The organism is Streptomyces sp. NPDC001093, from assembly GCF_040298985.1.
Lineage (GTDB): Bacteria > Actinomycetota > Actinomycetes > Streptomycetales > Streptomycetaceae > Streptomyces.
Map to the genome: position 1 here is coordinate 1 of NZ_JBEPBF010000086.1, position 20,395 is coordinate 20,395.

25 protein-coding genes and 2 pseudogenes are annotated in these 20,395 nt (G+C 67.9%); 10 read left to right on the top strand and 17 right to left on the bottom strand.

Features of this window, described 5'->3' with window-relative positions; all coding sequences use genetic code 11:
• Window positions 1-360: 360 nt before the first annotated feature.
• Together ABT288_RS32735 and ABT288_RS32740 are read right to left on the bottom strand one after the other, a co-directional pair.
• Window positions 361-615 (bottom strand): GNAT family N-acetyltransferase, encoded by a 255-nt coding sequence (locus tag ABT288_RS32735; protein ID WP_351615518.1) that lies wholly within the window; start codon window positions 613-615, stop codon window positions 361-363.
• Window positions 566-1,228 (bottom strand): GNAT family N-acetyltransferase, encoded by a 663-nt coding sequence (locus ABT288_RS32740; RefSeq protein WP_351615521.1) that lies wholly within the window; start codon window positions 1,226-1,228, stop codon window positions 566-568. The genes ABT288_RS32735 and ABT288_RS32740 overlap by 50 nt, the downstream gene beginning before the upstream one ends.
• Window positions 1,229-1,336: 108 nt before the next feature.
• On the opposite strand from ABT288_RS32740, the gene ABT288_RS32745 reads away from it, so the two are divergent.
• Window positions 1,337-1,558, top strand: coding sequence for a hypothetical protein (locus ABT288_RS32745; protein ID WP_351615524.1), 222 nt, complete (start codon window positions 1,337-1,339; stop codon window positions 1,556-1,558).
• A 191-nt stretch (window positions 1,559-1,749) separates the two neighbouring features.
• Here ABT288_RS32745 and ABT288_RS32750 read toward each other — a convergent pair whose 3' ends face one another.
• Entirely contained in the window at window positions 1,750-2,094 is a 345-nt protein-coding gene (locus tag ABT288_RS32750) for a hypothetical protein (RefSeq protein ID WP_351615527.1), read from the bottom strand.
• A 544-nt stretch (window positions 2,095-2,638) separates the two neighbouring features.
• Here ABT288_RS32750 and ABT288_RS32755 point away from each other — a divergent pair.
• Together ABT288_RS32755 and ABT288_RS32760 are read left to right on the top strand one after the other, a co-directional pair.
• Window positions 2,639-3,394: an alpha/beta hydrolase gene (locus tag ABT288_RS32755; RefSeq protein WP_351615530.1), complete on the top strand. Its 756-nt coding sequence runs from the start codon at window positions 2,639-2,641 to the stop codon at window positions 3,392-3,394.
• Window positions 3,395-3,438: 44 nt separating this feature from the next.
• Window positions 3,439-4,071, top strand: coding sequence for an IS5 family transposase (locus tag ABT288_RS32760; RefSeq protein ID WP_351615533.1), 633 nt, complete (start codon window positions 3,439-3,441; stop codon window positions 4,069-4,071).
• Window positions 4,072-4,806: 735 nt separating this feature from the next.
• On the opposite strand, the gene ABT288_RS32765 is transcribed toward ABT288_RS32760, so the two are convergent.
• Window positions 4,807-5,592, bottom strand: a complete 786-nt coding sequence (locus ABT288_RS32765) for a MerR family transcriptional regulator (protein WP_351615536.1) — start codon at window positions 5,590-5,592, stop codon at window positions 4,807-4,809.
• A gap of 109 nt (window positions 5,593-5,701) precedes the next feature.
• Entirely contained in the window at window positions 5,702-6,295 is a 594-nt protein-coding gene (locus ABT288_RS32770; protein WP_351615539.1) for a serine hydrolase domain-containing protein, read from the bottom strand.
• Window positions 6,296-6,520: 225 nt separating this feature from the next.
• Between ABT288_RS32770 and ABT288_RS32775 the strand changes: the two genes are divergently transcribed.
• Entirely contained in the window at window positions 6,521-7,756 is a 1,236-nt protein-coding gene (locus ABT288_RS32775; RefSeq protein WP_351615542.1) for an eCIS core domain-containing protein, read from the top strand.
• A gap of 68 nt (window positions 7,757-7,824) precedes the next feature.
• On the opposite strand, the pseudogene ABT288_RS32780 reads toward ABT288_RS32775, so the two are convergent.
• Window positions 7,825-7,926 (bottom strand): annotated as a pseudogene (locus tag ABT288_RS32780) (telomere-protecting terminal protein Tpg); the annotation flags it as partial.
• Between the two features lie 301 nt (window positions 7,927-8,227).
• Between ABT288_RS32780 and ABT288_RS32785 the strand changes: the two are divergent.
• From ABT288_RS32785 to ABT288_RS32805, 5 genes and pseudogenes are all read left to right on the top strand, one after another.
• Entirely contained in the window at window positions 8,228-9,259 is a 1,032-nt protein-coding gene (locus ABT288_RS32785; RefSeq protein ID WP_351615545.1) for a transposase, read from the top strand.
• Complete coding sequence (locus ABT288_RS32790; RefSeq protein ID WP_351615548.1) at window positions 9,256-9,696, top strand: transposase; 441 nt, start codon at window positions 9,256-9,258, stop codon at window positions 9,694-9,696. Before ABT288_RS32785 ends, ABT288_RS32790 begins: the two co-directional genes overlap by 4 nt.
• Before the next feature lie 50 nt (window positions 9,697-9,746).
• Window positions 9,747-10,145 (top strand): annotated as a pseudogene (locus ABT288_RS50340) (transposase); the annotation flags it as partial.
• Between the two features lie 236 nt (window positions 10,146-10,381).
• Window positions 10,382-10,816: a hypothetical protein gene (locus ABT288_RS32800; RefSeq protein ID WP_351615646.1), complete on the top strand. Its 435-nt coding sequence runs from the start codon at window positions 10,382-10,384 to the stop codon at window positions 10,814-10,816.
• Complete coding sequence (locus ABT288_RS32805; RefSeq protein WP_351615551.1) at window positions 10,798-11,178, top strand: transcriptional regulator; 381 nt, start codon at window positions 10,798-10,800, stop codon at window positions 11,176-11,178. Before ABT288_RS32800 ends, ABT288_RS32805 begins: the two co-directional genes overlap by 19 nt.
• 260 nt (window positions 11,179-11,438) lie before the next feature.
• Here ABT288_RS32805 and ABT288_RS32810 read toward each other — a convergent pair whose 3' ends face one another.
• The 8 genes from ABT288_RS32810 to ABT288_RS32845 form a co-directional block, all read right to left on the bottom strand.
• Entirely contained in the window at window positions 11,439-11,618 is a 180-nt protein-coding gene (locus ABT288_RS32810; RefSeq protein WP_351615553.1) for an LxmA leader domain family RiPP, read from the bottom strand.
• A 32-nt stretch (window positions 11,619-11,650) separates the two neighbouring features.
• A complete protein-coding gene (locus ABT288_RS32815) occupies window positions 11,651-11,842 on the bottom strand; it encodes an LxmA leader domain family RiPP (RefSeq protein WP_351615556.1) in 192 nt (63 codons plus the stop codon).
• Window positions 11,843-11,988: 146 nt separating this feature from the next.
• On the bottom strand, window positions 11,989-12,345 hold the full coding sequence (locus ABT288_RS32820) for a helix-turn-helix domain-containing protein (protein WP_351615559.1): 357 nt from the start codon (window positions 12,343-12,345) through the stop codon (window positions 11,989-11,991).
• A gap of 3 nt (window positions 12,346-12,348) precedes the next feature.
• Window positions 12,349-13,293, bottom strand: a complete 945-nt coding sequence (locus ABT288_RS32825; protein ID WP_351615562.1) for a T3SS effector HopA1 family protein — start codon at window positions 13,291-13,293, stop codon at window positions 12,349-12,351.
• Window positions 13,293-14,402, bottom strand: a complete 1,110-nt coding sequence (gene lxmK / locus ABT288_RS32830) for a class V lanthionine synthetase subunit LxmK (RefSeq protein WP_351615565.1) — start codon at window positions 14,400-14,402, stop codon at window positions 13,293-13,295. Before lxmK ends, ABT288_RS32825 begins: the two co-directional genes overlap by 1 nt.
• A gap of 20 nt (window positions 14,403-14,422) precedes the next feature.
• The gene (locus tag ABT288_RS32835) at window positions 14,423-15,385 is read right to left on the bottom strand and encodes an LLM class flavin-dependent oxidoreductase (protein ID WP_351615568.1); all 963 of its coding nucleotides are present in this window, start codon (window positions 15,383-15,385) and stop codon (window positions 14,423-14,425) included.
• The gene (locus ABT288_RS32840; RefSeq protein WP_351615571.1) at window positions 15,385-16,236 is read right to left on the bottom strand and encodes an ABC transporter permease; all 852 of its coding nucleotides are present in this window, start codon (window positions 16,234-16,236) and stop codon (window positions 15,385-15,387) included. The genes ABT288_RS32835 and ABT288_RS32840 overlap by 1 nt, the downstream gene beginning before the upstream one ends.
• The gene (locus ABT288_RS32845; RefSeq protein WP_351615574.1) at window positions 16,233-17,054 is read right to left on the bottom strand and encodes an ABC transporter ATP-binding protein; all 822 of its coding nucleotides are present in this window, start codon (window positions 17,052-17,054) and stop codon (window positions 16,233-16,235) included. The genes ABT288_RS32840 and ABT288_RS32845 overlap by 4 nt, the downstream gene beginning before the upstream one ends.
• A gap of 244 nt (window positions 17,055-17,298) precedes the next feature.
• Between ABT288_RS32845 and ABT288_RS32850 the strand changes: the two genes are divergently transcribed.
• Window positions 17,299-17,634 (top strand): hypothetical protein, encoded by a 336-nt coding sequence (locus tag ABT288_RS32850; RefSeq protein ID WP_351615577.1) that lies wholly within the window; start codon window positions 17,299-17,301, stop codon window positions 17,632-17,634.
• On the opposite strand, the gene ABT288_RS32855 is transcribed toward ABT288_RS32850, so the two are convergent.
• From ABT288_RS32855 to ABT288_RS32865, 3 genes are read right to left on the bottom strand one after another with little or no spacing between them, the layout of a single operon-like run.
• Complete coding sequence (locus ABT288_RS32855) at window positions 17,612-18,529, bottom strand: hypothetical protein (RefSeq protein WP_351615580.1); 918 nt, start codon at window positions 18,527-18,529, stop codon at window positions 17,612-17,614. The genes ABT288_RS32850 and ABT288_RS32855 overlap by 23 nt on opposite strands.
• Window positions 18,522-19,130, bottom strand: a complete 609-nt coding sequence (locus ABT288_RS32860) for a flavoprotein (RefSeq protein WP_351615583.1) — start codon at window positions 19,128-19,130, stop codon at window positions 18,522-18,524. Before ABT288_RS32860 ends, ABT288_RS32855 begins: the two co-directional genes overlap by 8 nt.
• A complete protein-coding gene (locus tag ABT288_RS32865) occupies window positions 19,127-20,383 on the bottom strand; it encodes a M16 family metallopeptidase (RefSeq protein ID WP_351615585.1) in 1,257 nt (418 codons plus the stop codon). Before ABT288_RS32865 ends, ABT288_RS32860 begins: the two co-directional genes overlap by 4 nt.
• Between the last annotated feature and the right edge of the window lie 12 nt (window positions 20,384-20,395).

Consider the following 20,395-nt stretch of genomic DNA (forward strand, 5'->3'; position numbering starts at 1 on the left):
TGCGCGGTCAGGTTGACGCTCCTTCCGCTGCGCTCCAGGAGCGGGCCGCTACGCGGCTCAGCCTGGCAGAGCCAGGCTGGTTGCGGCCGCCGCTGCGCTCTGGCCGCAACGCCTCGCACTACGTGCGAGGCAACGGGCCACGCTTCGCGCGGCCTTGACGCGGCAGCAAGAGGCCGGGGGTGGGGGCGGTTCAGTCGAAGCAGCGCACCGCCCCTCGGCGGGGTGCAGTGAACGCCCCAGTTCTCGGTGGGTGCTTCAAACCGAAATCTTGGATAGAGACTGGAATGAGGCTCCGCCATCGCTGCAATTCAAAAAACGGAGAGGCCCCTTTTCGGAGCCTCCCTAGAATAGCGGTCTTCGCTATTTCGTGAATGAGTGCAGACGGTCGATCTCTTCGAATCCTGACGACTTGTAAAGAGCTTTGGCGGCGGTCCGGTCCCGGTCGTCACCGAGCGGTGCGTCATCGTCCACGAACAGGATCACCTCGCTGGCGCCCATGCGGTGGAGCACGTCCAGCGCGGTGTCGAGGAGGGCACGGCCGAGTCCCCGGCCGCGTGCGGCGGGCTCAACCCCGATCCACCATTGGAACCCCCGTGCCCTGCACGGGCGTTCCAATGGTGGCGTCGGCGAGGGTCTTGCCGTCCTCGGTGACGAGGAGGCGGCGGGTGTCGGGGGTGGCGGGCTCGGTGTCGTAGTGGGTGAGGCGGGGCAGTTCAGGAGCGGGCAGGGTGCGGTGCATGTACCGCCACAGGTCAGTTCCCCTGTACCCGGCGGCGGTGAGAGCGGCATGGGTGGCCGGGCGGTGGCGAACGGGGAGAGCTTCCAGGCCCAGGGTGAGGGCGCTGGTGAAGTGGAAGGCGTCCAGGGAGCGCGGGCCCATGTCGGTGGCGGCGTGGTCGAGTAGGGCGCGGGCCACCGTCTCGTTCTCCTGGCAGTGCAGCCAGAGGATGACGCCGTGGGCGTCCTTCGGGCGCAGCGCGTAGGAGACGACGCCGAGGACGGCTCCGGTGTCGTCCGTGGCCACGGACGTGGTGGGGAGGTCGAGTTCGACCCACCAGCCGGCGTCCACGCCTGAGCGGCCTGCCAGAGCCTCGGTGAGCATGGCCGGGGTGGTGAGGGGCTGGCCGGGGAGCCGGTCGGCGTTGATCAGGTCCAGGACTGCCGTCTGGTCGGTCGGGGCGTAGGGGCGCACGCTCACGCCCAGTGTGGGGCTCACGTACACAACCATCGCGCGATGCTCCTCTCTGTGTCCAGGAAGCGGGTAGTGGCCTCAGGAAGGCGCCTGGGCGCCTTCCCGAGGCTGTGTGGGTGAGGGCCAGGCCGTGAGGGTGGCGCCGTGCTCGACGGCGCCTCGCAGCCACTCCTCGACAGCCTCGACGGCGAGCAGGACGGACGGGGCCCGCTCGCGGGTGAGGTGGCCGGGGTCGATCAGGCCGAGGTCGGCGGCGAGCAGCGGCGTCCGGGGAGTGATGGCTGCCGCCTGCCGGGCCAGGGCCCGGGTGAAGTACTGCTTGCGACGTGGCAGGGCCCGCGACGGCGCGGCGGGACATCAGGCTGATCACCTGCGCCTTGCACCGCCAGTAGGCGGTAGGCAGATGCGGGCCGTAACGGACAGTCGGGTGTCGTGCCAGTTCGGGGTGGATTCACAGGTAAGCCGAAGGCTCAAGAGGTCGATCACCGCGATGCCGATCACGGCTTCGGAGTTTTGACGCCACGTGTGCTTCTCCCGCTGGGGCGCCTCATGGGCCGTCACTCTTGGATGTGGCGCAGCGCCCAGCACGCCCAGACGATGACGGCCACTGCCGTCACGATGGCCATCGAGCCGAGGGTGATCCCTGCCCGCGCCCGGATGCGACTGGCTCCCTCGTCGCCGCGCATGCGTCGCAGGGCGATGCCTCCTGAGACGACCGCCCAGATCCCCAGGGGCAGGACGAACAAGAGAGGGGGGAAGCGGAGTTGGTTCGGAACGGACGCCGGAAGCAGGGGGCAGCCGATCAGCGCGACAGCAATGGTGCCCAGCATGAGTGACCCCGCGCCCGTCGACTGCGGGATAGCCACTTCTTCGAACGGATCGATCTGCTGTGCGGAACTCATGGCCCGAAGGCTAGGCGGCGGACGATGTGTTCCGCCTGGGTGCAGCTACCCAGATGAGCGTAAGTAGTCCCTTCAGCGACACCAGCACCACCGATCCACAGCTCGCACAGGAACTCGCCCAGCACTCGGCTGACTACGAGAACACCAATCTCATGGCCGGAGCGCGCATCACCGACGCCACGGTTTTCAATCCTGGCTCGGCCGGCGGAAAGATGCAGTGTGGCAAGAACAACGTCGAACTGCTCTGCGAGTGGACCGACTCCGGAACCGTCGGCGGACTCCTAAGCAACGTGACCAGGGCCTGTTCCAAGTTCAGTTCGCAGGGCTGGTCAGCGGTCCAGCCAGTGCTGGGCAGGTGCCCCGACTGCCGCCCGGGATCTGCCGAGGTAATGGATGGGCCAGTCAACTGCCGTGGCATTCGTCCTATGTGGGGCGTAGGGCTCATCCGTCTCCCGCCCGATCTAGGACCGCTTGTGGCCTAGATCAGGCCTACCTTCGTTCGACCTTGTTGGAAGGCACTGTCCGTACAGCACCTGACTGGAGGATGAACGAATTGACGACGTATGTACTGGTTCCCGGGGCCTGGCTGGGCGCGTGGGCCTGGCAGCACACAGCCCACGCATTGGCGAAGCTCGGTCACCGGGCACTGCCGCTCAGCCTGACCGGGCTGGGCGAACGAGCGCAGCTCGGCGGACCCGACACCGACTTGGACACTCACATCGCAGACATCACCGCTTTTGTCGAGGCGCAGAACCTGTCCGACGTGACGCTCGTGGCGCACAGCTACGCGGCAGCGCCGGTGAGCGGCGCCGCCGGTCGGCTCGGCCGACGGCTTCGTCGGCTGGTCTACGTCGACAGCGCGCCGTTCAGCGAGGGCATGAGCATGCTCGGACTGATGCCGCCGGAGCGAGTGGCGAGGATCCGACGCCAGGTCGCCGAGGACGGGGAGGGCTGGCGGCTGCCGCTGCCTCCGTTTGAGGAACTGGGATCCGAGCGCACCCTCGACGGGCTCGGACCCGAACAACGCCGGCTGCTACGGACCCAAGGCATGCCGCAGCCCTTCCGTACCTTTGAGCAGCCATTGGCCAGCGCCGCCAAGCCCGGCCCCGAGGTGGACCGCGTGGTCATCGCCTGCCATGACTTCACCGCGATGCTGGACGCCGACGAGCCTCTGCTTGCCGGTCTGAACATGTCGCCGTGGCGCCGGTTCGATCTGGCTACCGGGCACTGGCCGATGCTGTCGGCCCCGGGCGAACTGGCCTCAATCCTCCACGAGGTCGCGTGCGACCACGCCGACTGACGCCGTCTCGACAACACGTCGAGGGCGACCAGTAGAAGTGCTGTGTGCGGGGTGATCTGAGCGAAGCCGAGTGGGAGTTGGTCGAGCCCCATCTGCCGTTGGGCGAGCGCGGGCCGATCCTCAACCTGCGCCGACACTTCAATGCGGTGATGTGGCGGTTCAGGACGGGGAGTCCGTGGCGGGACATACCCGAGCGGTACGGACCCTGGTCGACCGTCTACGGACGGTTCCAGATCTGGGTCGCCGCCGGGACCTTCCAGACACTGATGGACACGATGATCGCCGAAGCGGCGAGTCGAGGGCAGGTCGACCTGAGCCTGGTCAGCGTGGACTCGACGGTGTCCCGCGCGCACCACCACGCTGCCGGGATGGCCGTCGACCCAGAGCTCCCGAGCAGGCTACGCCGCACGCCACAGCGTCGGCACATACCGACAATCAACGAAGGTGACCTACATGCGCTGCAGATGACAAGAACTGATCAGCCAACCCGAAACCCGATAAACCCGCAGCTCATGGCGCCGACCACACAGAGGAACACGCCCTCTCCCCCGACCATGTGGTGGCGGATCAGGTCGGTGACGGCTCCGGCGACGTCGCAGGCTGTGACGATGTCACACGGTCTCGCGATACAGCCGGAGGAGGTGGTGCATCCGACGGTGAAGCGGGTCCGAATGTAGGGCGCGTAGGGGATGAGCACGCCGACTCCCCGGCCCCGGGCCGAGGCCGGCAGGGTGCCGAGGCTGTTGCCACCGGTGGCGGCGGACCGCACAGCCGCGCTCACCGGGCCCCGCACCTCGACTGCCGGGTCGCGCTTGCGGCCCGGTACCTTCTTGCCGCAGCAGGCCCCGTCGACTCCGCCGGCACCCCGACCGCCGCGTGCGCGCTCCGGGCGTCGAGCGGGACCCCGGACGGACCCGTTCTGAAGCGCATCCCCGTGCCACACCCGGCCGGCGGACGTCCTCGCACCCGACCTGGCCGTCTGAGCGCCGACAAGACACCCATGCAGCTATGGGCGCCCGCGTTCGGCCATTGCCTCCGTCGGCGCGTGCCGGCTGACGTCCCCGGCTGCCCTTCCCCGGCTGCCCTTCCCCGCCGCGCTGCCCCGCTTGCCTGCGAGCCGGAGCCGCCCGTACCGTCCTTACCTGCTCAGCCTGCCGACGAGATGAGGACGTCTGAGGGCCGGGCCCCTGAAGCTGCGGCGCTCTCCGCAGGCCAGGCGGCTGTGGCGAACCACCGGCCGTGTCGTGGCCGCCCCGCAGACGGGATCGGTACGCGGCCGAACGGCGCTCGTCCCTGGCGTGTCCTTGAGTGCCGTTGACGAGCGGCGGACCAACCGGCATGCGAAGAGAGATCCTCGGACGGTGGTCTCGGCGGTGTCAGCTTCGGCGAGGACGCGGTGAACGGCGGGGCGGTCAGTGGGAGTCCGGTGCGGGGACATGGACGCCGGCGGCGCGCAGCCTGGTCTCGACGAGCGCGGCCAGCCGGGCCGAGGCCGGCGCCTGCTCTGCGGCGTGTTGAGTGATCAGCTTGTAGCGGGTCGCGGCCTGGGTGCGGGCTTGCAGGCCGGTCACGATCTTCAGCCGTGCGGGGTTGGCGAGGTAGTGATCGGCCATGGCGGTGGCGAGTTCGGCGATGCGGGGATCGTCCGGTTCCCAGGACGCGGCTTCGGCGGCGCGCTTGCTCAAGGCGACGAACCGTTGGTCCTCGAGGGCGTGCTCGACGTGCGTGAGGTAGTCGTCGAAGCCCTCGGGGACCAGGGCCCTGGCCAGCACCCACCCCTCCCGGGCAGCGGCCACCTCGTCGGCGGTGAAGCCGAGGCCGGGCATCCGCTCCAGCAGCGCCACCGCGCGGTCGGGCAGCAACGCCCGGTTGCCGTCGGCGAGCCGGTGCAGCGTGTCACGCCGTGCCATCAACTCCTCGATCTGCTCGGTGAGTTGCCGCTCGACGTCGGCGAGCGCGGCGGTGAACGACACGGTGTCGGCGCCGAGCAGAGGCCCGATCTCGGCCAGCGGGACGCCCGCCCCGGCAAGGGTCCGGACCTGCACCAGTCGCAGCAACTGGGCCGATCCGTACCTGCGGTAACCAGAGCTGTCGCGTTCGGGCTCCTCGACAAGGCCCAGCTTGTGGTAGTGCCGTACCGTCTTGACCGTGACGCCGGCGAACGCCGCTGCCTGCCCGACCGTGACTCCGTTCCTCATCTGCTCAGCCTGCCTCATGCCCGGGCCCGGCCGCGAATGCGTACACCGCGGCGCAGTACGTGGGTGCGCCGCGCCGAACTCGGTGAGGCGGCGCGGCCCTGGTTCGCGTTCAGCCCGCCGGCTGAGCCGGATCGGCCTTCCCGCCGCAGAACACCTCGTTGACGAGCCGCTGTGTGGCGTTCTGAAACGGCACGGCCAGCGACAGCGTGGCGTCGTCCACATAGTTCAGCGCGGCGGTCAGGTTCTTGCTGCCATCGGGCGTGCTGAACATCATCGCGGCATGACCCGCTGCGCCGCCGTTGTGGGTGACCACGGTGCCGCCGCGGCCCGTGTCCTGCACGAACACCCCCAGGCCGTAACCCATGTTCGGGACGGGCGTCGGGCGCGGCGTGCACATCTCGGCCAGCAGTTCGGCCGGCAGGAGCTCGCCGCTCATCAGTGCGGAGATGAAGGCGTGCAGATCGCGGGTGGTCGAGATCATGTCACCGCCGCTGGAGATCCAGGAGGGGTTGTGGCGGGTGACGTCGACGGTCTTCTCCTGCCCGCCGTCCTCGTACCGGTAGTAGGCGTGGGCGTGCGGCTCGGGGATCTCGGTCTGCGCGGTCGGTGCCACGGTGCCCGTCAACCTGAGCGGCCCCAGGATCAGCCGCTGCATCTCCTGGGCGACCGGGCGGCAGGTGACCACGGCGACCTTGCCGGGCACGGAGAGTGTCCCGCGGTGTGCACTCGCGGCCCTGCTCCGCCGCGACGGTGCCTGGTAAGCGTGGCCACGGGCATCCGCGTGGCGCGGGTGCCGCGGCGAAGGGAAGGGCCTGTGCACGAGCGCACGAAGAACCCGCGGAACGACACGACGTCGCGCACGGCGCCCGACCGCCGGACCGCTGCCCGGCCGTCCGCCACGGATCAGAAGGTCCGGGCGGACGCACCGATGACTCCGCAGACGGCTCTGTTCCTCCAGACCACCGTCGGCAACGCGGCGGTCGCCCGGATGATCCAGCAACAGCGGCACGCCCACCGCCCCCCTGACGGCGGACGGGATGCCGCGACCGGCGCGGAGGCCGAGGCCGAGGCCGCACCGGTGCAGCGCTCCGCCGTGCACGACGTCCTGCGCTCTCCGGGCCGGCCGCTGGCCGAACCGGTGCGCACCGAGATGGAATCGCGCCTGGGGGAGGACTTCCGTGCCGTGCGCGTCCACGATGACGCCCCGGCCGCCCGGTCTGCGGCCGAGATCGGCGCCCGCGCCTACACCTCGGGCGACCACGTTGTGCTCGGCCGCGGCGGCTCGGACGACCACACCCTCGCTCACGAACTGACTCACGTGATCCAGCAGCGGCAGGGCCCGGTGGCCGGCACCGAGATCGGATCGGGACTGCGGGTGTCGAGCCCCTCCGACCGCTTCGAGCGCGCGGCCGAGGCGAACGCCACCGAGGCCCTGCGCCGCCCGCTGCCCGCGCCGGTGGCCCGGCCCTTCCCGGGGTCCGGCCCGGTGCCGCTCGGGGGTTCGCGGACGGAGGACCACTCGCGGGCGCCGATTCAGCGTGCTCCCGAGGCGACCACCACTGCTGCACCGGTCGCGACGCAGGCCGCCTTCACGCACCTTGCGGGGGACGATCTGGAAGGCGAGTGCGGCGGCTTCGAACGCAGGCGGGCGTTGAGCGTCAACCCGCCTCAGCAGGGGGTGATCATCCAGGAGATCAACCGGGTCTTCGCCGTGGAACAGTGGGACGGGACGGCATGGACTGCCCTGCCGAGCACGGCCATCGACGCCTACGTCACGGCGAGGAACTCCACCGTGCACGCCACTGTCGGCCGCTATTGGGAGTTGTGGGAGGTAGACGCGCAGGGCAACGTCTCCGACGGCGCGGAGGACACCTTCGGTCTGCCCTCCATCATCCCGGGAAGGAAACGCAAGGACACCACGCGGGGGACCTACACGATCACGGGGGACGCGGTGTTCTACCCCACCACTGCGGCGCCGGGCACCCTGGGATTCACCCGGGGCGGGGCCGCGCCCGCCGGGGGCCTGTACAGCACCCTGTCCGACCCGTCGGGGGCCATCGCGGCCAACGGACTCACCGCCACCGGCCAGCCGGTGCGCTGCCGGGTCCACGTCTCGTGGGACAGCTCCGCGAAAGACAGGTACTCGGTGGTCACCATGACTTGAGCCGAGCGGGCGCTGGGCGATCGCCGACCGGAGCGGGGTCGGCCTCGGCCGCCTCTGTTCGGGGAGGTCTACAGCTCGAAGTCCAGGTGCAGCACCTCGTTGATGTGCACTTCTTCCAGGGAGCCCGCGCGGCGGCCGTCGTCCTGGAAGTACACCTCCTTGAGCGCCTCATGACCTTGAGTTTTAACCTCCGAGATTCGAACGCGTGGCGGCAAGGCCCTCAAATGCCCAGGCCCTGCGACCGTTGCGTGCTGCCCTCGCCGGTACACGGGAGTTTCGGCACGCAGGCCGGCACGAGGGTTGTCTGGCCGGTGTACGGAAACCTCTTTGGCTGGGCGGGGCAGGCCCGCGCAGTTCCGACGGCGCGCATGAGCGGCAGACTGAGTCACGGACGGCGGCCCGACTCGGGTGCATGGCGATGCCCAGCCGAGTCTTGCCCCTGACCCAGGGGTCAAGGTTTAGCGTCCGGACATGAACGCGACTCACCGCCTCGTGCGCCTGGTCCGCCGCCCTGCTGGATTGCCGACTGCGGACGACTTCACCCTGACACGGGTCCCCATCCCGCGTCCCGAGGCCGGCCAGGTACTCGTCCGCAACACCCATTTCCTGGTGTTTCCAGGCCTGCGGACCCTCATCGGAGGCGAGACCCGTGATGTCCCACTGCCACCGCTGTGCCCCGGTGACACTCTGGTCTCGGTCGGTCTCGCGCTCGCGGGCCGTGCCGGCGCCCGGATGACGGACGTCTTCGGGGCACCGGTCGGCCGAAACACCCTGCTGAGGCTGATCGCCTCGCTTCCGGATCCTCCGGTCGTGACACCCCGCGTGGTCGGCGTGGACGAATACGCTCAGCGCAAGGGCCGGATCTACGGAACTGTACTCGTCGACGTCGAGACACGTCGCCCGGTGGGCCTCCTGCCAGACCGGGAAGCGGACACACTCGCGGCCTGGCTCGCCGAGCGGCCCGGCATCGAGGTCGTCTGCCGCGACCGCGCTCCCTTCTTCGCCGAAGGCGCCACCCGCGGTGCCCCGCAGGCACTGCAGGTCGCCGGCCGGTGGCACCTGTGGCACAACCTGGGCGAAGCCGCCGAGAAGTGCGTCTACCGGCATCGCGGCTGCCTGCGCCCCATTCCGGCACCGCCGGCCGAGCCACAGGAGGAAGTGGAGCAAGCTGCCTTATCGCCCTGGCCGACGGGTCACCGGTTCGCCGAACGCACCCGCACCAAGCACTCGACCATCCACGCACTCCTGGCTGCCGGGCACAGCAAGCGGTCCGTGGCCCGGCGGCTCGGTATGGGCCTCAACACCATCCTGCGCTTCTCCCGCGCCACCACTCCGGAGGAGTTGTTCACCGGCCAGTGGCAGAGCCGTGCGACCAAGCTCGATGCCTTCAAGCCCTACCTCGACCAGCGCTGGCAGGAGGGCTGCACCAATGCCTGGAAACTGTGGGAGGAGATCAGTGAACAGGGCTACCGGACGGCTACAGCAGCGTCCGCGACTACGTGAGTAGGACTCTTCGCGGCAAGCCACAGCCGGTCGGGCCCCGGCCGCCATCGGCCCGTGCCGTCACCCGCTGGATCCTCACGCACCCGGACGCTCTGCCCGAAAGTGACCGACTCCAGCTCAAAGCCGTGCTGGCCCACTGTCCTGAACTGACGACGCTTGCCGGGCATGTGCGCCCTTTCGCCCACATGGTCACCCACCTGCAAGGCGACCGTCTGCCGGAGTGGATCGAATCGGCCACGGCCACCACCGAGCTGCCCAGTCTCAGCAGATTCGCCCAGCACCTCGAACGCGACCTCGCCGCCGTCATCGCCGGACTCACACAGCCGTGGAACTCAGGTGTCGTGGAAGGTCATGTCAACCGGATCAAGATGCTCAAGCGCCAGATGTTCGGCCGCGCGGGGCTCGAACTCCTTCGCAATCGAGTCCTGTTGGCGTGACCGAGCGTCACCACCCCACAAGAAGTGGACACCAGATGGTTCCGGGCTGACCCTACTCGGTCGTGGCCGCACTGGAAACCGGCCGGACCTCATGGACGGCAGTACTGGACGCGGTGCGCCTGGACCCCGGCGCCGACGTCGCCGCGGTGACCGCGGTCCAGCTCCGCGAGGTCGTCGAACGGCTCGTCGCCGCCGGCCAGTGGAAGCAGGGCGACCCCAACGTCCTGGTGGTGTTGGACGCCGAATACGACCCGCCCCGCATCGCCCACTTGCTGGGCGACCTGCCCCCGTTCGCTATGCCGGAGTTGTACGAGCCGCGGCTGCCGCTGCTCGCGCCTACGGCACCAACTGCTGGACGTCCTGCAGCACTTAGGCACGACCGATCACGACTGGGGCGCCTAGGCCCGCAACGTCACCGCCGAACTCGGAGCCCGCGTCCCCCACGCCACGCCGAGCAACCGACACGGCCTGCCCGAACGAGTCTCGTAGGGCTCGGCTGCTTTCACTGTGGTTCCCCGCTGTTCCCAGCTCGATCTGGTGCGGTGGTGGTGCTGAGCGGTGGCGCCCGGGAGGCGATCAGCCGGGCATGTTCCATTCATCGAGGCGGATCTTCACCTGCCGGTTCAGCTGCCATGCCTGACCTGCTACTTGACGACCGTTCAAGTGGTTGCCTAGTATTCAAGTCGTGGATATCAGCGACTCTCTCAACGCAGTCAATGAAGCGCAGAACGCGATGGTGCGCGGACGCCGTGAGTCGGTGTGGCGCGTGATCGTCCCACCCGTGCTCTTCACAGCCGCCATAGGTGCTGCTTTCACCCCCGAGGTGTTCCACGTCGACCACACCCCCGTCTTGACCGCAGTCGGCGTCGTGGCGGCCATCGGGATGTTTGCGTGCTTTGCCGTCCCGTCGTGGCTGGACGCCAAACGTACGGGCGTGGCGATGCTGCCGAACCGGGACATCAGCGCACGGTCACGGAACAGGCTGATGATGTTGGATGTGGCCCTGGGGGCCGTCTGCGCCGTATTCTTCGCCGCCTTCGGCATGACCGGCTTCCTGGTCGCCATGGCTGGCTTCGCCTGGATTCGTGGAGGGGCTCGGGCATGGATGCAGCGCGCGTGAACGACAGCGGTCCGATGCTGGCGGAAGCCTTCCTTCAGCCGACGCGGCTGAGAATCGCCGCCGCGCTGTCGGTGTGCTGCTCGGCAGCCTTCCCCGAGGTACGCGACCGCCTCGAGATCTCCGACTCACTGTTGTCCAAGCATGTGGCCATCCTGCGTAAGCAGGGGCTGGTCACGGTCGCCAAGACCATGAACGGCACCATGCCGCGCACAACACTGGCCCTGACCCGTCAGGGGCGTCAGGTATTCACCAACCATCTGGCTATGCTGACGAAGATGGCCGACGACGCAGCCAGCCAGCCCGTAGGAATGACGGACGAGGCAGCCGCCTCGCCAGAAGTGTCCCGAAGTGTGATTCAGTAAGCCCCGTGCCGGGGGGTGCCCGTCTTCTCCACGGGCACCCCCCGGCACGGATGTTCAGGCTCGGCGGTTGTAACACACTGTGCCTGCCCCCAGGCCGCGGCTGAGCCGGGCCGCCGGCAGGCGATGGAGTCGGGAGCAGACCCTGCCTTCGGGTGTCTCTGGGACCCTGCGGGGGTGTTCGGCTCCCTGTTTCCTCACCGAGGCCGCTTTCACCGGTTGGGCAACTTCTCCCTGCACAACCGATTGGCCTGCGACGGGTGTCAGCAGCCGTGGCCGAAAGTCGCGTTGGAGATGACGGCCGAAGCGATGCCCGAGCAGACACCGCTGGACGTGGTCACGGTGATCGTCGGGGAGGTCGCCGGGGCCTCGGCCTCAGCCGAAGCGCCGAGACGGTCGGCGGTGGTGTAAGCGATGTAGCCGGAGATCAGAGTCTCGGTCATGACGCCGGTTCCTTTCGGTATGTGAAAGCGGGTCAGCAGTTGTAGTGGCTGGTGGCGGCCGAGATGGCGCTTTCCGCCGCGGAGGCAGCCATGGCGGAGCACTCGGGCGACGAGACCGTCGTGACGGTCAGCGGCGTGGTGGCCGGAGCCTGGCCCGTGGCGGAGGCGCCCAGGCGGTCGGCGGTGGTGTAGGCGATGTAGCCGGAGATCAGAGTCTCGGTCATGATGTCGTTCCTTTCGTTGGATGGTGTCGGCCGATCCGAGGGGTGAGACCTGCCGTTGCCGGGCCTGAAGCAGGACGGCTGTTCTTCGGCCTCCCGCTGGCCCGTGGATCATGTCTAACAGCGTGGCGGGCCACTACAGAAAATCGTTACTTTCCCCAGAGGTCGCCGTTGTGTTCGAAGCCGGTTGCGGACAGGTGGGATCGCAGCTTGAACAGCTCCAGATAGATCTCTCCGAGAGCGATTTTCAACTGTGTTAGGCGGTCGTCCTCTTCATCGTCAATCTCGGGTTTTTTTCGAACGACCTCTCCTTCGAGGCCCATTTTCCCCGCTTCGACGAACCTGCGGCGCCATGTCCACACCGTCTGCTCCGCTACCCCCGCACGCGCGGCAGCCTGCGGGACCGTCTCTCGTCCGGTCAGCACGCTCAGGACCACGTCGGCTTTCTCCGGGATGGGCATCAGGTGTGGTCGCCCACGCCTCTTGCCTTCCTGCGAAGCAGTCATGCCTTAGACCATGGATAGCTCGGGAAGCGGCGGGGACGACAGGTTCCGTGCCGGATTGGAAGGATCGATCCCGTTGTCGATAAACGCCTCGTAGATGGCTTGGTCGGCGCCATCGGTCTCCCCGAGGACTGCGTGCTGGACCAACGCTGTAGCGATGATGTTCATGCGGTGTTGGCCGAAACTCAGGCGCTGCATGTGCGGACGCGGGTCATCCGGCTCCCAGGCCGCCGACATGCCCGGCGCAAGCGGGTGTGTGATCGGCGAGACCTGCTCGTCCAGCTCCATTTCCGGGACGAGGGCCGCCAGCGCCTTGGCATGCTGCCATGACTGAGGCGGCAGGTAGACCACGATCGCGTCGCGGCGGGGGTAGGACGTCGTGGACGACAGTACCTTCGCCCGGTACACCGCTGTGTTGTCCTCCAGGTACGTCAGCACGGTTTTCCACGCGCTCACAGCGTGGGCGAGGTCTCGGCAGTGCAGATACAGCCTCAGGAGGCCGGGGCTCGTCTTGTGCTCCTGGGATGAGGTCACCAGGTAGAAGCCGGTCGACAGCGCCGGCCGGCGTGCGGGAAGGGAGATTTTGGCGACCTGTCCGGTCTGTTCGAGGATCGTGCTGACAGGTACTCGGACACGTACCGAGTCGATCTGCACCACCTGCGTAGAGTTGACCGGTTCTCCGCACAGGGCCGCAGTGATGACGGTGTCTTTGTGCGGGGTGTGCCGAGCGATCATTTCCTCGGACAGTGGCTCGCGCACGGTACGCGCCGAAAGGCCGTGTTCGTCCTTCGGGATCCCTGCGTGTAGCCGTGTGTACAGCAGTGTGCCGAGAACACCGGACAGGGCGGCTGTCGAACCGGCCGTCACCTCCTCTCCGTCGACGGTGGCTGTCAGCCCTGGGGCGTCCACGCTCGTACGGTGGATGATGTCCGAGATGGCGGAGGGGATCATCACACGTCCAATCCGATGGTCTTGGTGAACTGCTCGGGTGAGAGCAGGGCGGTCCGGCCTATGCCAGCCGCTGCGCGGGAGATCGCCGGCAGGCGCGAGGACTGTTCCGAGAGAGCGATCATGCGGTCGAACATGTGCCATCCGGCCCACCGCACCGCTCGTACCGCCAATTCTTCGCAGGCACCCGGGTCGATGCTGCGGTAGCCGCGCCAGAACGCCTCGGTAATGGGCCGCAGCCGGTCGAGTTCGGCAGTTCCCGCCGCGATGACCTCGGAGTCGCTGGGCTGGTAGTCGGCCTGTCCGGGATGTTCTTTGCTGACCTTTTCCGGGATGCCGTTGACGGCCCGGTAGAGCCACTCGCCAGCGAAGGCTCCGATGTCGCGGGCGGGGTCTCCGAGGCGGAACTCCTCCCAGTCGATGACGTACAGCCGCTCGCCGTCCCAGAGGACCTGGTCGATGCGCACGTCGCCATGGACGGGCTGGTGGAACGCAGCGGCGTCGTCCGCGAGCTCCGCGATGGCCTTGGCCACCTCGGTGTCGGTGTGCAGGATCGACCATGCCTCGATCGACCCGGCCGATGAGTCGGCGTACGACGAGACCGGTATGGCTTCCAGACCCCTCACCGGTGGTGTCGGGCTGGTGCCGCTGTCGGCGTGGCTCCTGCTCACCTTGAGGGTGTGCAGCTCCGCCAGGGCCTTGCCTGTCCGCGCAGCCAGATCGTCGGTGAACGCGTCGTCCGCCGCGAGTTCGGCGGCTGAGACCGTCTCGTGAAGGTGCTCGTGGACGACGAGCTGATGGTTCAGGTCGTAGCCGAGAAGCTTCGGCGTTGCCAGGTGCTCCAGCTCGTGGCGAGAGACGAGTTGGTCGAACGCGGCCAGGTGGTGGATGCGCACCTGGATGTCGGTGGGGTGCCCCACGATCTGCTTGACGAACACCGAGTGGCCGCTCGTGGTCGTGCCTGACCAGTTGTCGTTACGGCCGCGATAGGCGCTTACTTCGTTCTCTGTCAGTTGGCCGAGCCCCAGGCGCGACAACAGGCCATTGACGTGAGGTGCCGAGCTGAGGGCGACCGGTTGTACCCGTATGCGGGTCTTGGTCTCTTCGGACATTGAATGGCATGCCTTTCTCTCTAGCTGGTGGCGAATGAGGCGGTGATGTCGGAGAGATCACGGATGGCGGTGCCCAGCCCGTGAGAGGTGATCGATGACATGGGGTTGAGGATGACCTCGGCGACGCCGCACTGGCGGTAGGCACCCAGCAATTCGGCGATCTGCTGTGAACTGCCGTGCACAAAGGTGCCGCTGTCGACCAGGGCCTTGGCTCCGGCCGCCGGGTCGTCGGCGTGCGCCGTCACCCCGGCGCGGCGCAACATGTCCGTGTAGTGCGGCATGGACAGGTGGACACCTGCTGCTTTCTGCGCCACCTCGTACACGTTCTTGCCGTGGCGGTCGGGGTACACATGGACGACCGTCGCCACCTCCGGTACCGGCCTCGCGGCGGCCGTGGCGCCCTCGGTCAGTGCGGGAATGATGTGGTCGCGCACATAGGTCGGGGGCGTCATCCATGTGATGGCCAGATCCGCACAGGTGGCGACGCGACGCGCCATGCCGGGGCGCAGTACACCAGCGGCCCAGTACACCGGCGGATGCGGCAGTGGTTCTAGCTGGAAGTCGACGTGGTAGAGGTCACCGTGGTGGGTGACGGTCTCACCATCGGTGAAGCGCCGGGCGAGGGTCAGGAACTCCGAAGTCGCCGATGCGGGCTTGCCCAGCTTCTCCCCCAGGGCCGCGACTTGGAAGCCGGCGGATCCCGGCCCGTACCCAGCCACGTAGGAGTGCCCGCTCAGCATGGCCACCCCACGCGCCTGGGCGGCTGCGTCGAGCGGATGCCGCAACGGAAACAGCGTCACCGCCGATCCCATCGGCATGCGGATGCCCGCCCCGCACAGATAGGAGAAGATCTGGTGCGTCTCCGCCCGCAGGGACTGACCGGTCCACAGCCGGTGTACGCCAAGGCTCTGTGCGGTCTTGGCGAACGGCAGCAGCATGGCCGGGTTGGACACCTGCGCCGGATACAGCCACGAAAGGCGCATCACATGCCTCCGGCCATGGCGGTCTGCCGCCGGCCGGCCAGCTTCGACCCGGATTCCTTGCGGGCGGCACGGTGGAGCATCTTCGGCGCCAGCCACATCCCGGCCACGATCCACGCCACCAGAACGAGCGCGACCCAGGGGCGCTGCCAGGAATGCGAGGTCTCGGCGACGAGCATCTGGTCGGGAAGCATTGCTGAACGGATTCCCTGGGCCATCCACTTGACCGGGAAGACTTCCAGCACCCACTGCACATAGCGGGGCATGGCGGCGAAGGGAACGAAGACTCCCGACAGCATGACCAGCGCGTAGACCGGCAACTGCAGCAGTGCGGAGGCGCGCTGGGAGTCCAGCAGTGCTCCCAGGGTCGCGCCCAGCGGTACCGTCGCCAGGATGCCCAGGACCAGGACCCAGATCAACGTGGCCCACTTCAGGGGGGTCGACGGCAGCGGCATCGCGAACGCCAGATGTGCGGCGATGAGCATGACGATCGCGGCCGCTGCCGCGCGGACGCATATGTGCAGCATCCTCCCGACCAGGTAGGCGGGCATGCCGTCCGGGGTTCCGCGCAGCCGGAGCATGGTGCCGTCGTGCCGGTCCATGCTGATCATGCTTGCGGTCGAGGACAGCCCTTCGATGGCAGCGACCATGGCCACGCCGCCGGTCACCATCAACAGTGACTGCTTGATGTGGGTCCCGGCGACGAACCCGGAGCGCTGCGAGGCCATGAACAGGAAGATCCCTGGGGTCAGCAGCAGACCCACGATCTCCATCTTCGAGGTCACAGCCAACTTGATCAGTACGCGGGCGCGGTCCCACCCGGTAGCGGCGATCTTCTGGGTGCGCGTGCTCACATCTCCCCCTGTTCACGCAGGAACGACAGGTAGGTGTCCTCCAGCGTGGGGCGGACCACCTCGATCCCGGGTATGGGCCCTTGGTATGACTGGGTGAGTTCGTAGACCAGCTTTTCCGGGCTGGCGGTGTGCTCCACCCGCTTGGTGCCGTCGTGTCCCATCCAGCGGACGACGGACTGCTCCGAGACCTGCTGGGCCAGCGAGTGCAGGGTTCCGGAAATACGCACACGCCCCCCGACCAGGATGCTGACGGTGTCGGCCAGCCGCTCGGCCTCGGCCAGGTCATGGGTGGTCAGCACCACCGTCACGCCGGTGGAGTCGCGCATGCCCAGGATCAGGTCGTGGAATTCCCGGCGCGCTTGGGGGTCGAAACCGGCGGTGGGTTCGTCGAGGAACAGCACCTCCGGGCGGCCGATGATCCCCAAGGCGACATCCACCCGCCGCCGCTGCCCGCCGGAGAGGGTCTGCAGCTCCTTGTCGGCCCGGTCGGTCAGGCTGGTCATGGCCAGCAGGTCAGGGATGGCGTAGGGGTTGTCGTAGTAGCGGGCGAAGTGGCCGAGTACATCCCGTACGGTCCATGCCGCGTGGTCACGCCAGGACTGCTGGACGATGCCGACTTTGTTCCGCCATGCGGCACCGGCGTTTTCGGGATCGGTGCCCAGCACTCGGACCTGTCCCCCGGACCGCTGGCGGAATCCTTCCAGGATCTCGATGGTGGTGGACTTCCCTGCCCCGTTGGGGCCGAGAACACAGGCGACCTCACTCTTGCCGATGGTCAGGTCCACGCCCTTGAGGACCTGTGTGGGTCCGTAGGCCATGGTGATGCCGCTCGCTTCGATAACAGGTAGTGATGACATGTCTTCCGTGGGTTGGTTGGCTGCCGGTGACACTAATGGCTGCAGAAGGCCTGGTCGGGTGGTGAAAGAATGGGTTTGTTGGTCCCGTTGTCGCCCTGACCTGCAGGAAGGCACTCCCCCCGGAACGCGGGGTTCCTTTTCCGTGCTGCGATCGCCCTAGGCTGGCCGCCTGTCCGCAACCCAGCAAAGAAACAGGGTCTTTCCCATGGCAGGTCTTGAAATGTTCGGGATCGGCAACCGGCAGGTGCCGGTCATCGCCGACGTCGACGCGACGCTACGGATCGTGCGTGCCGAGTTGGAGCAGGCGGGCCCCGAGGACGTCCCGGGACTGCGCAGGGCCCTTGCCGCCCTGGAGAACTACGCCGCCCAATCCGATCCCGTGGTGCGCTGGGCCTGCGACCTGCTCGACAAGGCCGGCATCGACCCGCACGCCCATCCGATGCAAGCCCTCAAGCGGGTGCGCGAGGAACTGCCGGGCGTGGGCCTGGCGTCGGCCAAGAAGATTGTGGACAGGGCCGTCACCGCGACGCAGCCGCGGTGACCGCGCACGCCCCTTCGCTGTCCACCAACTCGGCGAGGAGCGGGACATACGAGGGCATGAGACGGGACCACCCCATGTAGGCGGCGAAGTCGTGGGCGTGGATCAGCACCCGCAGCGCGGTGGCGATCGACACAGTGAACATGTCGACGGGCCGGTCGTACGACGACAAGAACGCTCGTTGCAACTCACTGACGTAGGCGGGGTCATGCCCGTTGAGGTGCTCGTTCTCGTGGAGTTCGCCCAGCATCCAGCCGATGTCGAACTCAGGGAGCGAGGCGGCTTCTTCAGTGCCGCACAGCACCGCGGCCCGCATGATGTTCTCCGCACTGGGAACGATCATTCCCGTGCCCATCGCCCCGTGCACGACGAACTGCGCCTCTGGCCGGGTGAACAGGTCGCACCAGTGGCGCAGCGTGTTCCATCGGGACATCCCGAGCTCTTGGCGGGCGAGGGTGTGCCAGGCGGCGGCGGCCATCGGTCCTTGCCCGTTGTCCAGCCACGCCATCACCCGGTCAATGCCGTTGGGCGTGCGTGGGCGGGTGCCGTCCGGCAGCGGGGTGTGGAACCGCGAAAGGCCGCGTGCCACGCACGCCAGGAGATTGGCCGCGTCGGCCGGGTCCTCTTTGGACAGGAACATCGACGCCAAGGATCTGGGGCCGGGGGTCCGATAAGTCAGTGCCGTTCCCCCGTCCGTGAGCACCTGGGACGTGGGCGTGACGAAGCGCACCTCATCGTGTCCGGCGCGCTCCGCCGCCAGGAACAAATGCCGTGACGGGGCGGCCAGCGGGCGCGGCCGGTCGGTTCCGCCGCTGTGGGTCCATTCGTACGACGAGTCGTGGCGGGTGATGACGGTGGACAGGTAACCCGTCTCGAATCGGTCGATCAGCTCAGCCATTGGCCTGCGCCTTCATGCGGTAGCGGTGTTTCTCCAACATCGCTATGACTGCCGGTAGTTGGGCGGGGGCGTGGGAGCCTCGTTCGCCGGTGGTGGCGGATATCCCCCGGATTCCGGGAACCACGGTGAGGTTGGGCCACTGGGCCAGCTCCTTCATGTGCCGGGCGTAGGAGTGCGACTCGGCCGCACCGGGCGGCAAGGCCGGGGCAACGGCGATGGGTGCCTTCGTGCACTGCAGCGCCAGCATTGCCGGGGTGTCGGCCATCCCCTGTGCGAGGCGGCCGATGAAGGAGAACGTGGCGGGGTAGACGATGACGCTGTCCGCCCAGTGCGACAGCTCCACATGCAACGCCGTCAGGGGAGGCTTGGGCCAAGCGTCCTTGATGATGTCGCTCTTTGCCATCAGCGACAGCGCCGAGACGCCGGTGAAGTTCTCCGCCGACTCGGTGAGCACGACCTTGAGCTCGACATCGGGGTAGGCCGTGCGAAGCCAGTTGGCCCACATCGGGGCGAACATCGCCGCTACCGACCCGGTGACCACGTACAAAAGCCGTTGCCCGGTGAAGGCCGGAACGCTGCCTGTCGGGGTTGTCTCGTTCACCTGTTTTCCTTCGCGTCCGCGCCGGCGTCTCCGACGATCACTCCGCCGAATCGGTCGGGCACGTAGAACTCGGCGGCGGCCTGGCGTACCTGGGGCGTCGAGGTGTCGGCCAGCCGTTGCAGCACAAGGGGGATGTTCTCCGGGTCCTCACCGGCAATCAGGGCGGCGTCGAAGGTTGAGGCGAGGCCGGCCTGAGAGGACATGGAGATCAGCATGGTTCCCGTCATATAGCGGCGTGCCTGGTCCACCTCCTGTCCCGTGATGGGTGACGAGGTCATCTGCCGCAGATACCAGGCGATGCGCGTAGCGGTGTGCGAGGTCCGCTCGGGTGCGGTGTCCGCCTCGATGAGGATCACGTGCTGGTCGAGGTGCTCGCCCAAGACGGCTTGGACCCGGTAGGCGAGTCCTTCCTTCTCCCTGAGCCCCAGGACGAGGCGGGAGGAGAAATAGCCGCCGAAGACCGCGTTTGCCAGCGACAGGGCGAGATAGTCGGGGGCGTGACGGGGAATGGCGGGGGCGGCGAGCCGTATGTGGGACTGGTGCCAGCCGGGGCGGTCGACGACGACCGTTCGCGTGGTGTCCGGCGCGGGGCAGTGTGCGCGCTGGTTTCCGGTATCGGCCACGTCGGCGAAGTAGCGTTCGCACCACGTGGCCGTGACCTTCGGATCATGGTCGCTGACCACGACCAGGTGGCCGCCTCGCGCGCTGATCATGCGCCTTTGGTGGCCGGCCAGGGCCTCAGTGGTGACGTCGGCGACCAAAGTGGTGTGGGCTGCCAGTTCCATGGCCGCCGGGAGGGGCTGGTACAGGTGGCGCAGGAACGCGTCTGCCGAGTCGATGTGAGGCTGGCCGGCCGCCAGGAGGGTCCGGGAGATCACCTGTTGTGTCGCCCACGCGGTGACAGCGCTGTCAGCACAGGGGGAGGCGACGGTACGGGAGAGGTGGTCGAGGACGTGTTGGAGAGTGTGTGACGGGGCGTAGACCGAGACGCCCAGCCACTGTCCCTGGCACTGCATCGTGACCGATGCTCCTGTGCCGGCCAGCGCGTCGGAGAGGGTCTTGTCCACTACTGCGGCCAACACTTCGCTTCGCGCGTGAGTGATGGCATCGGCGGGTGCGTAGGAAAGGGACAGGCGCACCATGGCCATGGGGGCCAGCGCGTAGCGGCTGGCTATGACGGTCATGCCTGACGCTGTGGCGGTGCGCACGATGGGGGGGACTACTACCTCGGGCAGTGCGGCGATCGGCGGCAACACTGTTGGTCC